At 45.1% G+C, this 13,701-nt stretch carries 12 protein-coding genes and 2 tRNA genes; 4 read left to right on the forward strand and 10 right to left on the reverse strand.

Going from position 1 to position 13,701, the window contains the following annotated elements:
- Nucleotides 1-6: 6 nt before the first annotated feature.
- Both TW84_RS13680 and TW84_RS13685 read left to right on the forward strand, forming a co-directional pair.
- Nucleotides 7-1,419 (forward strand): FAD-dependent oxidoreductase, encoded by a 1,413-nt coding sequence (locus TW84_RS13680; RefSeq protein WP_045976197.1) that lies wholly within the window; start codon nucleotides 7-9, stop codon nucleotides 1,417-1,419.
- A gap of 95 nt (nucleotides 1,420-1,514) precedes the next feature.
- Entirely contained in the window at nucleotides 1,515-1,943 is a 429-nt protein-coding gene (locus tag TW84_RS13685) for a DUF1499 domain-containing protein (protein ID WP_045976198.1), read from the forward strand.
- Nucleotides 1,944-2,127: 184 nt separating this feature from the next.
- On the opposite strand, the gene truB is transcribed toward TW84_RS13685, so the two are convergent.
- The 10 genes from truB to ubiT all read right to left on the reverse strand — a co-directional run bounded on the left by truB (nucleotide 2,128) and on the right by ubiT (nucleotide 10,313).
- A complete protein-coding gene (truB, locus tag TW84_RS13690) occupies nucleotides 2,128-3,075 on the reverse strand; it encodes a tRNA pseudouridine(55) synthase TruB (RefSeq protein WP_045976199.1) in 948 nt (315 codons plus the stop codon).
- Nucleotides 3,075-3,488, reverse strand: a complete 414-nt coding sequence (gene rbfA / locus TW84_RS13695) for a 30S ribosome-binding factor RbfA (protein WP_045976200.1) — start codon at nucleotides 3,486-3,488, stop codon at nucleotides 3,075-3,077. Before rbfA ends, truB begins: the two co-directional genes overlap by 1 nt.
- A 114-nt stretch (nucleotides 3,489-3,602) precedes the next feature.
- Nucleotides 3,603-6,293: a translation initiation factor IF-2 gene (gene infB, locus TW84_RS13700; protein WP_045976201.1), complete on the reverse strand. Its 2,691-nt coding sequence runs from the start codon at nucleotides 6,291-6,293 to the stop codon at nucleotides 3,603-3,605.
- Nucleotides 6,294-6,315: 22 nt separating this feature from the next.
- On the reverse strand, nucleotides 6,316-7,803 hold the full coding sequence (gene nusA, locus TW84_RS13705) for a transcription termination factor NusA (RefSeq protein WP_045976202.1): 1,488 nt from the start codon (nucleotides 7,801-7,803) through the stop codon (nucleotides 6,316-6,318).
- A 24-nt stretch (nucleotides 7,804-7,827) separates the two neighbouring features.
- The gene (gene rimP, locus TW84_RS13710) at nucleotides 7,828-8,283 is read right to left on the reverse strand and encodes a ribosome maturation factor RimP (protein ID WP_006958050.1); all 456 of its coding nucleotides are present in this window, start codon (nucleotides 8,281-8,283) and stop codon (nucleotides 7,828-7,830) included.
- Between the two features lie 225 nt (nucleotides 8,284-8,508).
- Nucleotides 8,509-8,585 (reverse strand) — tRNA-Met (locus TW84_RS13715).
- A gap of 55 nt (nucleotides 8,586-8,640) precedes the next feature.
- Nucleotides 8,641-8,724: transfer RNA gene (locus TW84_RS13720), tRNA-Leu, on the reverse strand.
- Nucleotides 8,725-8,739: 15 nt separating this feature from the next.
- A complete protein-coding gene (gene secG, locus TW84_RS13725; RefSeq protein WP_045976255.1) occupies nucleotides 8,740-9,075 on the reverse strand; it encodes a preprotein translocase subunit SecG in 336 nt (111 codons plus the stop codon).
- A gap of 223 nt (nucleotides 9,076-9,298) precedes the next feature.
- Nucleotides 9,299-9,802, reverse strand: a complete 504-nt coding sequence (locus TW84_RS13730; protein ID WP_045976203.1) for a GNAT family N-acetyltransferase — start codon at nucleotides 9,800-9,802, stop codon at nucleotides 9,299-9,301.
- On the reverse strand, nucleotides 9,786-10,313 hold the full coding sequence (gene ubiT / locus TW84_RS13735; RefSeq protein ID WP_045976204.1) for a ubiquinone anaerobic biosynthesis accessory factor UbiT: 528 nt from the start codon (nucleotides 10,311-10,313) through the stop codon (nucleotides 9,786-9,788). Before ubiT ends, TW84_RS13730 begins: the two co-directional genes overlap by 17 nt.
- Nucleotides 10,314-10,510: 197 nt before the next feature.
- On the opposite strand from ubiT, the gene TW84_RS13740 reads away from it, so the two are divergent.
- Together TW84_RS13740 and ubiU are read left to right on the forward strand one after the other, a co-directional pair.
- Nucleotides 10,511-12,550 (forward strand): putative bifunctional diguanylate cyclase/phosphodiesterase, encoded by a 2,040-nt coding sequence (locus TW84_RS13740; protein ID WP_045976205.1) that lies wholly within the window; start codon nucleotides 10,511-10,513, stop codon nucleotides 12,548-12,550.
- A 127-nt stretch (nucleotides 12,551-12,677) separates the two neighbouring features.
- The gene (gene ubiU / locus TW84_RS13745) at nucleotides 12,678-13,691 is read left to right on the forward strand and encodes a ubiquinone anaerobic biosynthesis protein UbiU (RefSeq protein ID WP_045976206.1); all 1,014 of its coding nucleotides are present in this window, start codon (nucleotides 12,678-12,680) and stop codon (nucleotides 13,689-13,691) included.
- Nucleotides 13,692-13,701: the final 10 nt, after the last annotated feature.

Consider the following 13,701-nt stretch of genomic DNA (forward strand, 5'->3'; position numbering starts at 1 on the left):
TGAATCATGAGCCAGAACGTATACCAATTTATTGATGTACAACGCGTCGATCCTGCGAAGAAACCGATTAAAGTTCGCAAGATTGAATTCGTCGAAATTTATGAACCCTTTACCAAGCAACAAGCCACTGCTCAAGCTGATCGCTGTCTTGACTGCGGCAACCCATACTGCGAGTGGAAATGCCCTGTACATAACTATATTCCGCAATGGCTAAAACTTGCTAATGAAGGGCGAATCTTGGAAGCCGTTGAGCTTTCTCACCAAACTAATAGCTTACCAGAAGTGTGTGGGCGAGTTTGTCCACAAGACCGATTATGCGAAGGTTCTTGTACCCTGAATGATGACTTTGGCGCCGTAACCATAGGTAATATTGAAAAATATATCACAGATAAAGCCTTCGAAATGGGTTGGAAACCAGATATGTCCAAGGTGGAATGGACAGATAAGAAGGTCGCTATTATTGGCGCAGGCCCAGCAGGACTTGCTGCTGCAGATATTTTAGTGCGCAATGGAGTCAAACCTGTTGTGTTCGATCGCTACCCAGAAATCGGTGGCCTACTCACTTTTGGTATCCCATCATTCAAACTGGAAAAAGGCGTCATGGAAAATCGACGTCGTGTCTTTACTGAAATGGGCGTGGAATTCCAGCTCAACGTTGAGGTAGGTAAAGATATTCAGATGCAGCAACTGATTGAAGAATATGATGCCGTGTTTCTTGGGGTTGGTACCTATAAAAACATGCGTGCCGGCCTAGAAAATGAAGAAGCGCCGGGTGTCTATGATGCACTGCCGTTTTTGATTTCCAACACATACAAAGTCATGGGCTTGGAAGCTGAGCAACCCTTCATTGATATGACGGGTAAGAAAGTCGTCGTACTAGGGGGTGGTGATACCGCGATGGACTGTGTTCGCACATCCATTAGACAAGGGGCCTCTAACGTCATTTGTGCCTATCGACGTGATGAAGCCAACATGCCAGGCTCTCGTCGAGAAGTAAAAAATGCCAAAGAAGAAGGCGTGGATTTTAAGTTTAACCTTCAACCTTTAGGTGTCGAAGTGGATGTCTTTGGCAAGGTTTCGGGGGTGAAAGTGGTTAAAACCGCGCTTGGAGAGCCCGATGAAGCAGGGCGTCGCCGTCCAGAGCCTGTGGCAGGCAGTGAGCACATATTGACAGCAGATGCAGTGATCATGGCATTCGGCTTCCAGCCACATAAAATGGAATGGTTGACACCGTATGATGTTGAACTCGATCAATGGGGACGCATCAAAGCACCTTCAGACCAAGAGTTTATGTTCCAGACAAGCAACAAAAAAATCTTTGCCGGAGGGGATGCCGTTCGCGGATCTGATCTTGTCGTCACTGCGATTGATGAAGGCCGCAAAGCTGCTGAAGGTATACTTGATTACCTTGAGGTATAGTCCTACCTCAACTCACAAAAGGATCCACTAATTGGATCCTTTTTTAATTTAAAACATATAATTGAATTCGATAAGAACAAGACAAGGTATTCAAAATGAAGAACGCCGCTCTCCTCTCTATCACCCTGTTGGGTTTAACCGCTTGTAGCCAAGGAGTACAAGATATGTCAGATCGCACAGCTTCCCCTTGTGGTGACAAGCCTAACTGCGTTTCAACACAAGATACTCGACCAGAGCATAACCTCGCACCGTTTGAACTCAATGACGGCGTGACCTTAGATCAGGTCGAAGCTGTGGTACTAAAAGAGCCAAGAACCAAAACTGCGGAAAAAAGCGCTGATTATTTACGAATAGAATTTACCAGTAAGATCATGCGTTTCGTCGATGATTTGGAATTAAGAATAGAAGGGAACAGTCTGATTGTTCGCTCTGAATCTCGCACCGGTCACTCTGATTTTGGGGTTAACCGCAAACGCGCTGACGCACTGAGAGCCGCTCTGAACGAGGCTAAGCTAATTAAATAGCCTCTTACACAAGAGTCCGGACTCCCTTTCCAAGGCTACAAAATTCGACGCCTTGGCAAACCTCGCTACATAAGTAAAGACTGCTTCTTGCTATTGCATCAAGTATCCACAGAAATTGCGCCACACAGCTATAAAAAAACCGAAGCTTTAAGCTTCGGTTTTAAATATTCAGTAGTGATGGCCGCTACTCAGCTTCTTCGCGAAAGACAACTAGGCGCTTTGGTGCCACCTTACCATCATCATTCACTTCAGCAACACCAATGAACAACTTCTCTTCACCGGAAGTCATACGCAGCGGTGTGCCTTCTGGTGCGCCGAATACTTGCACTGGCATACCGTGTTGAACCAAGTTGGTCAATTCAGCATTAAGGTTTACTTCTGGTAAGTCTTCTACCGCGGTATCCATAGGTAACAACAGAGGATCAAGTAGCTCTTTCGGAGCAACTTCATCACGATGTGCTTGCTCTAATAGCTCATTAAGTTGCTCTAAAGTCACCATTTTCTCGTATGGGTATTTGGCAACACCTGTACGACGAAGCATAGTGACATGAGCACCACAGCATAACATCTCACCGAGATCATCAACGATAGTACGGATGTAAGTTCCTTTAGAACAGTGGACTTCCATCTCGACTTCATCACCTTCAAAACGATGCAGTACGATTTCATAAACCGTAATTTTGCGTGATTCACGCGGCACTTCAATGCCTTTTCGTGCATATTCATACAAAGGCTTACCTTGGTATTTCAATGCCGAAAACATTGAAGGCACTTGATCTGATTCACCACGGAACTTATCAATACAGGCTTCAAGCTTTTCGAGAGAAACGTCTACCGGACGAGTCTCAACCACTTCACCATCAGAATCCGAAGTATCTGTGCGCTCACCTAACTTGGCGATCACTCGGTAGCGTTTATCAGAATCCAACAAGAACTGAGAGAACTTGGTTGCTTCACCAAGACAAATTGGCAGCATACCTGTCGCTAGGGGATCCAGAGCACCGGTATGACCTGCTTTCTCTGCAAAGTAAATGCGTTTTACTTTCTGCAGCGCATCATTAGATGAAATGCCTGTTGGCTTGTCTAAGAGGACAACCCCATTAATTGGACGACCTTTACGACGGCGAGCCATTATGCCTTACCTTCTTCCGAATTTTCGTCTTCACGGCCAGCGTCATGCTGTTTACGCTTATCTTCGTTAACTACCTCTGACACTAGGTTGGACATACGCATACCCTCGACAAGTGTATTGTCGTAGTGGAAACGCACTTCAGGTGTTAGACGTAGGCGAATGCGTTTGCCTAGCATCATACGGATATGAACTTCATGCTCACGTAGTGCTTCTAGGCAAGATTCTGGAGTTTGCTCACCAACACATAGGAAAGTTACAAACACTTTTGCGTATGCTAAATCACGTGACACTTCCACATCAGAAATCGTCACCATGCCTAGGCGAGAATCTCGAACTTCGCGTTGAAGGATCATTGCGAGTTCTTTTTGCAGCTGCTGTGCAACACGCTGCGTGCGGCTAAATTCTTTTGACATATCTTTTCTCTTATTAGAAAGAATGGGGGGATGGATAAATTCCAGCCCCCCATGGCGTATTCAACAACCAATTACTGCTTATCTATCAATAAGTAAGCCAGCAATGTTAGTCAATTAGTCTAGAGTACGTTTAACTTCAACGATTTCGAAGACTTCGATTTGGTCACCAACGCGAACATCGTTGTAGTTCTTAACGCCGATACCACATTCGTAGCCGTTCTTAACTTCTTGTACGTCATCTTTAAAGCGACGTAGTGACTCTAGTTCACCTTCGTAGATAACCACGTTCTCACGTAGTACACGAATTGGGTTACTGCGCTTAATAGTACCTTCAGTAACCATACAACCCGCAATAGCGCCAAGTTTTGGTGACTTAAATACATCACGCACTTCTGCAAGGCCGATAATTTCTTGCTTGAACTCTGGAGCAAGCATACCGCCCATTGCTTGTTTTACTTCATCAATCAATTGATAAATGATTGAGTAGTAACGTAGATCTAGGTTTTCAGCTTCAACTGCACGACGCGCAGTTGCATCAGCACGAACGTTGAAACCTAGGATGATAGCGTTAGATGCGGCCGCTAGAACAGCATCTGTTTCTGTAATACCACCAACACCAGAACCCACGATGTTCACTTTCACTTCTTCAGTAGAAAGTTTACGTAGCGAGTCTGCGATAGCTTCCACAGAACCTTGAACGTCTGCTTTAAGCACCACATTAAGCTCAGCCACTTCACCAGCTGCCATGTTAGAGAACATGTTCTCTAGTTTCGCTTTTTGTTGACGTGCTAGTTTAACATCACGGAATTTACCTTGACGGTAGTTGGCAACTTCACGTGCTTTACGCTCATCACGAACAACAGTCGCTTCATCACCAGATGCAGGCACACCAGACAGACCAATGATTTCTACTGGGATAGAAGGACCCGCAGTGAAGATCTCTTGACCATTCTCGTCACGCATTGCACGAACACGGCCGTACTCTTGACCACAAAGAAGGATATCACCTTTGTTTAGAGTACCAGACTGAACCAGTACAGTGGCAACAGGACCGCGACCTTTATCTAGGCGAGATTCAACAACCACACCAGACGCCATGCCTTCTTCTACCGCTGTCAGCTCAAGAACTTCAGATTGTAGAAGGATAGTTTCTAGCAGACCTTCAATGTTTGTACCCTGTTTCGCAGAGATGTGAACAAACATGTTCTCACCGCCCCACTCCTCAGGAATAACATCGTATTGAGCCAGCTCATTCTTAACGTTGTCTGGGTTCGCGTCTTCTTTATCGATCTTGTTCACTGCAACAATCAGAGGTACACCCGCCGCTTTCGCGTGCTGGATTGCTTCGATTGTCTGTGGCATTACGCCATCGTCTGCTGCTACAACAAGAACAACAATATCTGTTGCCTGAGCACCACGAGCACGCATTGCAGTAAACGCCGCGTGTCCAGGAGTATCTAGGAAGGTGATCATGCCGTTTTCAGTTTCAACGTGGTATGCACCGATGTGCTGTGTAATACCACCGGCTTCGCCTGACGCAACGTGCGCTTTACGGATGTAGTCAAGTGTCGATGTCTTACCATGGTCAACGTGACCCATGATAGTAACAACTGGAGCACGAGGTACCGCTTCCGCATTGCTGTCACGATCTGACAGTACTGCTTCTTCTAGCTCGTTCTCTTTACGCAGAATTACCTTGTGACCCATTTCTTCAGCTACAAGTTGTGCTGTTTCTTGGTCGATAACCTGGTTGATCGTCGCCATTGCACCCATCTTCATCATTACTTTGATAACTTCTGTCCCTTTTACAGACATCTTGTTAGCAAGTTCTGATACAACGATGGTTTCACCGACAACAACGTCAGCTTTCGCAACAGTAGCTGTCTTATCGAAACCTTGCTGCATTGAAGCAGGCTTCGCCAATTTACCTTTGTTGCGACCTCTAGCGCCGCGCTGGTTACGGCCACCACGGTTTTGATCATCGTTGCCAGAAGCTTTCTTCTTCTTCTTACGACGACCACCTTCTTCTTTGCGATCCGCAGCATCTTCTGCTTCACGAGCATATGATGAAGTTGTTACGTGATAGTCAGAGTTTTCCAACTCTTTCTTCTTCTGTTCCGCTTCATTCCAGCGAGCTTCATTTTCTTCAGCAAGCTTACGAGCTTCTTCAACCAGCTTAGCTGCTTCTTGTTCAGCTTTACGCTGTGCTTCTTCTTCCTGACGACGTTTCAGTTCGTCAGCTTCGTTTTTCGCTTGCGCGTTCACTTCTGCACTTTTTGTTGCATTCATGTCTTTCTTAGCCTTATCAGCTTGTACGCGTTTGGCCTTTTCTTCAGCTTCACGTTTTGCATCCGCTTCTCGCTTCGCTTTTTCTTCGGCCTCGCGTTGTGCTTTCTCTGCAGCTTCACGTTTTGCTAGCTCTTCAGCTTCACGCTTCGCAAGCTCTTCAGCTTCACGCTTTGCTGCTTCCTCAGCCTCGCGGTTCGCGTCGTCTTCGATAGTGCTGCGCTTCACATAAGTGCGCTTTTTGCGCACTTCTACTTGAACATCCTTACTCTTGCCGCCACCAGCATTGACGCTTAGTGTGCTGCGAGTTTTACGCTGTAGAGTTAAACGAGTTGGTTCAGCTTCACCAGAAGTATCACCGTGCTCTTTTTTCAGGTGAGTAAGCAATTTTTGCTTCTCTTCTTCGGTTACCTGATCTGCACTCGCTTTTGTCATACCAGCATCAGCAAGTTGCTCTAATAAGCGGTCAACTGGTGTACCAATTTCTTCACTCAGTGCTTTAACAGTAATTTGTGTCATGCCGCTTTCTCCTTGCTGAATATTATTCGTCTTCGCCGAACCAACAGATGTTACGAGCTGCCATGATTAATTCACCCGCACGTTCTTCAGTTAGGCCGTCGATACCTTCTAGGTCATCAATACCTTGATCTGCTAGATCTTCCAGTGTTGCTACCCCTTTAGCTGCTAGTTTAAAGGCCATTTCACGCTCTAAACCTTCAAGACCAAGCAAGTCTTCCGCAGGCTCTAAGCCTTCAAAAGATTCTTCCTGAGCCAAAGCCATTGTTGTTAGGGCATCTTTTGCACGATTACGTAGTTCTTCGACAAGATCTTCGTCTAGACCATCGACTTCAAGCAGTTCGTTTACTGGTACGTAAGCGACCTCTTCAAGAGAAGAGAAGCCTTCTTCAACTAACAGCTGAGCGAAATCTTCTTCGATATCTAGGTACTTCATGAAGTTTTCAATTGACGCTTGAGACTCTTCTGCGTGTTTCTTCTGCAGATCTTCAACCGTCATTACGTTCAGTTCCCAACCTGTTAGTTGAGAAGCTAGACGTACGTTTTGACCGTTACGGCCAATAGCTTGTGCTAGGTTATCGGCTTCAACCGCAATATCCATTGCGTGAGCATCTTCATCAACGATGATAGAAGCCACGTCTGCTGGTGCCATTGCATTGATAACAAACTGAGCTGGGTTATCATCCCAAAGCACAATATCAATACGCTCACCGCCAAGCTCGCCAGAGACTGCCTGTACACGTGCACCACGCATACCAACACACGCACCCACTGGGTCAATGCGCTTGTCGTTAGTCTTCACTGCAATCTTCGCACGAGAACCCGGATCGCGAGCCGCACCTTTCAGTTCAATGATCTCTTCTGCTATTTCCGGTACTTCAACACGGAATAGCTCCGCCAGCATTTCTGGCTTAGATCGTGTGATGAATAGTTGGAAACCACGTGCTTCTGGCGCTACGCGGTACAGAAGACCACGAACGCGGTCACCCGGACGGTGGTTTTCACGAGGAAGCTGGTCATCACGTAGAATTACCGCTTCAGCGTTGTTACCTAGGTCAAGTACGATAGTTTCGCGGTTAACTTTCTTAACCACACCAGTAACTAGCTCACCTTCATTGTCGATGAACTGCTCTACGATCTGGGCACGTTCAGCTTCACGAACTTTCTGTACGATGACCTGCTTCGCTGTTTGCGTAGTAATACGATCAAAAGTTACTGACTCGATATCATCTTCTACGTAGTCACCTAGCTCAATCGTCTCATCATCAAACTGTGCTGCTTCAAGAGAGATTTCTTTTGTTGGGCTCTCCACTTCTTCAACAACTAACCAACGACGATAAGTATCGAACTCACCCGTTTTACGGTCAATTTCAACACGCACATCGATTTCGATTTCGTGTTTCTTCTTTGTAGATGTAGCTAGAGCTATCTCTAGGGCTTCAAAGATGCGCTCACGAGGTACCCCTTTTTCGTTTGATACCGCTTCTGCTACCGCTAAAATTTCTTTACTCATTTTAAATAGCCTCTAAGACCTTAATTAAAATTTAGGGATCAGGTTAGCTTTTGAAATGTTGCTCAAAGCAAACTCTTCTGCGTTGCCGTCCACAGTAACTGTTACTGTTTCACCCTCGATTGCGTGGATAACACCTTTCCACTTACGACGGTTACCAACAGCCATTTTCAAAACGATGCTTACCTCGTGACCAATAAATTGTTCATAGTGTGCTGCTTTGAAAAGTGGTCTTTCTAAACCTGGAGAAGACACTTCTAGGTTGTAAGCCACGGTGATTGGATCTTCAACGTCCATAACTGCACTGACCTGACGGCTAACTTCTGCACAATCATCTACAGAGATGCCATTTTCATGATCAATAAAGATACGTAATGTTGAATGTTCGCCTGCGCGAATAAATTCTAATCCAACTAACTCATAACCTGATGCAGCTACTGGTGCTTCAAGCATTTCAGTAAGTTGTCTTTCTAAACCAGTCATTTAAACCACTCCAGAAACAAAAAAAGGGCTCAGAGCCCAATTTAAATTCCAAGCAATGTCTGAAATTCTGAGATACAGAAATTCAGATAACAAAAAACCCCGAAAGTCGGGGTTTTTTGATGCTGGACCCTGATGTGTTAAGCAATCAAAATCTGCCTAACTCACAGTTGCTATTGCAACTGCGCAAACTTGTCCACATCCACTATCTATAAAAGAAAAGGGATTTGGTTGCGGGGGCCGGATTTGAACCGACGACCTTCGGGTTATGAGCCCGACGAGCTACCAAGCTGCTCCACCCCGCGTCCGACTTGTCGAGCATTATACGCTCTCCAAGTTGTTTTACAAGTTTGTAAATAATGGTGCCGAGAGAGGGACTCGAACCCTCACACCTAAGGCACTAGCACCTCATGCTAGCGTGTCTACCAATTTCACCATCTCGGCAGCTAAATCTTTAGCTTATTGAGGAATTTCGTCGCCTGTAGGGGCTGGAACTTCACTCGCAGCATCGTCAGCTTTCTGGATAACTTGACCTTGAGTCGGGTCAACCCACTGAGATTCAGTTTTATGAGTTGACATGTTACCTAGCACTAAGCTGAGGATGAAAAATACTGTTGCAAAAATTGCAGTCATTCGGGTTAGGAAATTACCTGAGCCGCTTGCGCCAAACACTGTGTTTGATGCGCCTGCACCGAATGAGGCTCCCATATCTGCGCCTTTACCTTGTTGAATCAGCACTAGGCCGATTACACCAACCGCTGCCAACAGGTAAATCACAAGTAGAACTGTAAACATGATTTCCACCTATGTTCCAAATTGTTGAGCCAGCGCCGCTCGAAAACTTATTTTTGATGTTTTTGAACAAGGCTAGCGACCTCCTTATCGAAGGCCGAGCAATACTAGCGAAACGTTATTACGCTGACAAGTAGAATTTTTCAAAAAAAGACGACTTAGAGGCTAAGCGGTCAAAAAAAGGACAAAAGTCTTACTTTTCTCTACCTTCGCGTATGCACTCTACCTAAAACGCTGAAAACTCTGGGCTGTATTCAATTAGACCACTTCGATTAGTAAACTCACCTTCTGCAAGCGCTATTACTTGGAATGAACCAATTGGCACTTCCCATTGACAATTGAAACCATACTTTTCACTCGCTTCAAAACCAAAGCGCGAATAATACTCTGGTTGACCTAATACTACGCAAGCTGGATAACCAAATTCCTTCAGAGATTCGAAAGCCTCTTTAACTAGCTCTGCCGCTACTCCTTGGCGTCGATAACTTTCTTTTACAGCCAAAGGAGCCAACCCTTGCCAATTCAAGTCTTCATTATTTAGTGTGACCGGACTGAACATAACATGCCCAACAACCTCACCATCATCATTACAGGCAACCAATGATAAGGTTCTACGTCCATTTTCTCTTAGCTTCATAACTAAAGCTGCTTCAGCTTTTGTTTCAAAAGTAGACTTAAGTAGTCTGTCGACCGCAAGAATATCAGCCGGAGCTTCAGTTCGAATTAGCATTAATCACCTCACTTTGTGCAATAGGCGATTGTAACCCTTTCTGCACAAAATCGGCTAGTTGATTTAATAGAGTTTGCAATGGTTTCGGCAACTGCTCGAAATCAATACTATCCATTAAGTTTTTAATCTCTAACCCCAGCTCTGTATCCCCTTCTATAGACAAGCGGCGCTGAAAGAATAATGTATCAGGATCTTCTTTTCTTCCTGCTATCAATACTAGATCATTGAGATTACCGCGAAACGCTATATCTTCCTCGACTTGAGCATTTGCCACAATCAGCTTGTCTTTCTGATAGCTCAAACACCAACTGAGATGCATATCCTTTATCTCTATTTTCAACCACTTATCTTGGATAAACTCAAAATCACCGTCTTCGAGCGACTCTTTAAATACCATCTTCAATCCATTCAACAAGGCTTTTTTTTGTACAGATTCTGGTAATAACTGGACTGGAGATCTCAAAATTGATGCGGCATTTTCAACTAGCTGAGTACGAATCTTGTTAATCACGAGCGTTATCCGTTACTTTGTAAATAGGAAACTCATCATAATGGATGATGATGGAGCGATTCCTGTTGTGTATCAAAAATGAGTCTGATACCGCTAACCCTTTAATCTAGCGGCAATCACAGTTATAGTTATTGGTATCGCTTCTATTCACAACTCTGTGACTCGTATTGCTCTTTGGAGAGTCGGTAATACCTTTGATGCTTTCGCAACAACTACAGCATTGGTTCACGAAGATAACGGCGAACAGCCCGTTTTTTTTCGCCATTTTGGATAGCCAGCATAACTATGCCATGGTTAATGGTCGCTATTGCGATATAGCAGGTCTATCCAATCGAGAGCTGGTCGGTATGAGCGATACGCAAACCTTAGGTGAACATTTCTATCATCAGCTCAAGCCTTATTATGAGAGAGCCTTTAACGGAGAATTTCTCGAAGCAGAAATCACACTGAACGAGATTGAGCTCGAAACAAGTCTGCATTTCAGCTTAGCCCCCATCTTAATCGACAAGAAAATTGAATACGTAGCTTTTCATGCTGTCGATACATCCGAAAAACATATTCTGGTTCGCTCTCTAGAAGAGTCGGAAAATAAGTTCTCAACACTTACTACCTTATTACCAGATGGCTTGCTCATTGTAGAAGACGATTGCATCATTTCAGCCAACCCTGCGGCGGTACGTTTACTCGGCTTTGAAGATAACAATGATTTGTTGGGTGAAGAGCTTTCACGCTTATTTGTCGATGAGAAAACCAAAACGGTTTTCAGTAAATTGCTCAGCAGTTCACTGGCGAAAGCACCTTTAACCTGTCTGACAGGGCCAAGGTGTGGCTTTGAGCGCCGTGTTCAACTGCACGCTGATGAGGCGATGGTGCTAGGCAGTGGTTCTCAGTTAGTGCTCATTCAAGATGCTGATGAGGCCCCCAAACATCTAAGTAACAAACCCTTAGAAGATGCACATATTGATTCTTTAACTGGCCTTTACAATCGTTTTGGTTTTACCAAACGTCTTGAGCAGTTCATTCATAATGAAACACCACTTTTGTTGCTCTATTTAGATATTGATAATTTTAAAAACATCAATGATTCTCTAGGCCATCATATCGGTGACAAAGTGATAAAAGAAGTGTCGTCACGTCTTAAGCGTTTGTTACCACAGCACGCAGTAGTAGGGCATTTAGGAGGCGATGAATTCGGTCTGATTATGCCTGAACCAGACAATCATCACATGGCCGAAATGCTTGCTGAACGCATCATTTCCCTCATTAACCAGCCTTTTGATCTGCACCATTTCAGCAAACGTTTAGCGTGCTCTATTGGCAGTGTGACTTATCCAGGTGACGGCAACGACGCTCGTATTCTGCTGCAAAACGCAGATACCGCGATGTACGAAGCCAAAGACCGTGGCCGAAATCGTCTGATTAAGTTTAATGACCAGATGAACAAAGAAGCACGTATGCGTTTATGGCTAGAGATAGAGCTGCAAAAAGCCCTGCAACAAAATGGCTTGGAAGTGTGGTACCAGCCTAAGGTCAACGCCCGTGATTTCAGCATTAATGGCGCCGAAGCTCTTATCCGCTGGAAACATCCCGTGGAAGGTTACATTAGCCCAGGAGCCTTCATTCCCGTAGCTGAACGAGCAGGTTTGATTGAACACTTGGGTAGAGTTGTCATGCGAGAAGTATTTAGTACCGTTAAGCGTTGGAAACTTCAAAGTATTTTGCCGGGTCGAGTCGCAATCAACCTGTCGCCAGAACAATTTGGCAATCCAAAACTGATCGATTACATGGAAAAACTCCTGCGTACTACAGAGCTTGATCCCAACTGTATCACGTTTGAACTGACCGAAAGTGCAGTGATGAGCGATAGCGAGCATACGCTGCAAATGCTCAACGCCATTAAAAAGCTTGGCTTTGCTTTGTCGATTGACGACTTTGGTACCGGCTATTCTTCGCTTTCTTATCTGGCCCGTTTCCCTATTGATGAGCTTAAAATTGATCGCGCTTTCATCAGTGACATAGATACGCTACCGAAGCAGGTAACGGTGATCGAAAATATCATTAATCTGGGTAAATCACTTAATCTGACTGTCGTTGCAGAAGGCGTCGAAACTCAGCAACAAGCGACTCTCCTCTCTAACCTCAATTGCAATTCGATTCAGGGATTCCATTTCTATCGCCCGCAACCAAAGCACGAGGTCGAAGAGCTGTTTGCTCAGCATCGTCGCCATAAAAACTGATCGCAACTCACTGTAAATGAGTATTTAACTCAGAAACTTACCTAAACCTGCCTTAAATCAAACTTGCCATTCATATTCCTTCATAAAATGCGGAGCAATTTTTCGCAAAGACAGATTGGAAGGCGCTATGGAACTCCTCTGCCCTGCAGGTAACTTACCTGCTCTTAAAACAGCCATCGACTGTGGTGCTGACGCTGTATACATCGGCTTCAAAGACGATACCAATGCGCGCCACTTCGCAGGTCTTAACTTCACTGGCAAGAAACTGGACAAAGCGGTTCAATACGTTCACGACCATAAGAAAAAAATTCACGTCGCGCTGAATACTTTCGCCCATCCTGATGGATTTGAACGCTGGACGGACGCCGTCGATCGCGCCGCCCAAAGTGGTATTAATGCATTAATCATTGCTGATATCGCCGTACTGGATTATGCCGCCAACAAATACCCAGAGCTCGAACTGCATTTGTCGGTTCAAGCATCTGCGACCAATGTAGCAGCGATAGACTTCTATAAACGCAATTTCAATGTTAAACGTGTGGTGCTGCCGCGTGTACTGTCTATCCATCAGGTCAAACAACTGTCACGCAATATTCCACAGGATGTCGATTTGGAAGTGTTCGCCTTCGGCAGCTTGTGCATTATGTCTGAAGGCCGCTGTTACCTTTCTTCATATATGACGGGCGAATCACCCAATACCGTTGGCGCGTGCTCACCTGCAAAGTTTGTTCGTTGGCAGGAAACAGACAAAGGGCTGGAATCTCGGTTGAATAAAATTCTCATTGATCGCTACAGTGATGGCGAAAATGCTGGCTACCCCACTTTGTGTAAGGGCAGATTCACGGCAGAACTGGACGAGTACACTCAGGCTTATCATGCATTGGAAGAGCCCACCAGCCTCAATACACTCTCGATGTTGCCTGATTTGTTCGCCGCGAATGTGGCTTCTGTAAAAATCGAAGGCCGTCAACGAAGCCCCGCCTATGTAGAACAGGTGACTCGTACTTGGCGTGCAGCCATTGACCACTACTTAGACAAACCTGAAACCTATCAAGTTGAAGCAGCTTGGGATGCTACTCTGGCCAACATCTCGGAAGGTACTCAGACAACTCTCGGTGCTTATCACCGTAAGTGGCAGTAAGGTATAGAAT

It is taken from the genome of Vibrio neptunius, from assembly GCF_000967495.1.
Classification (GTDB): Bacteria; Pseudomonadota; Gammaproteobacteria; order Enterobacterales; family Vibrionaceae; genus Vibrio; species Vibrio neptunius.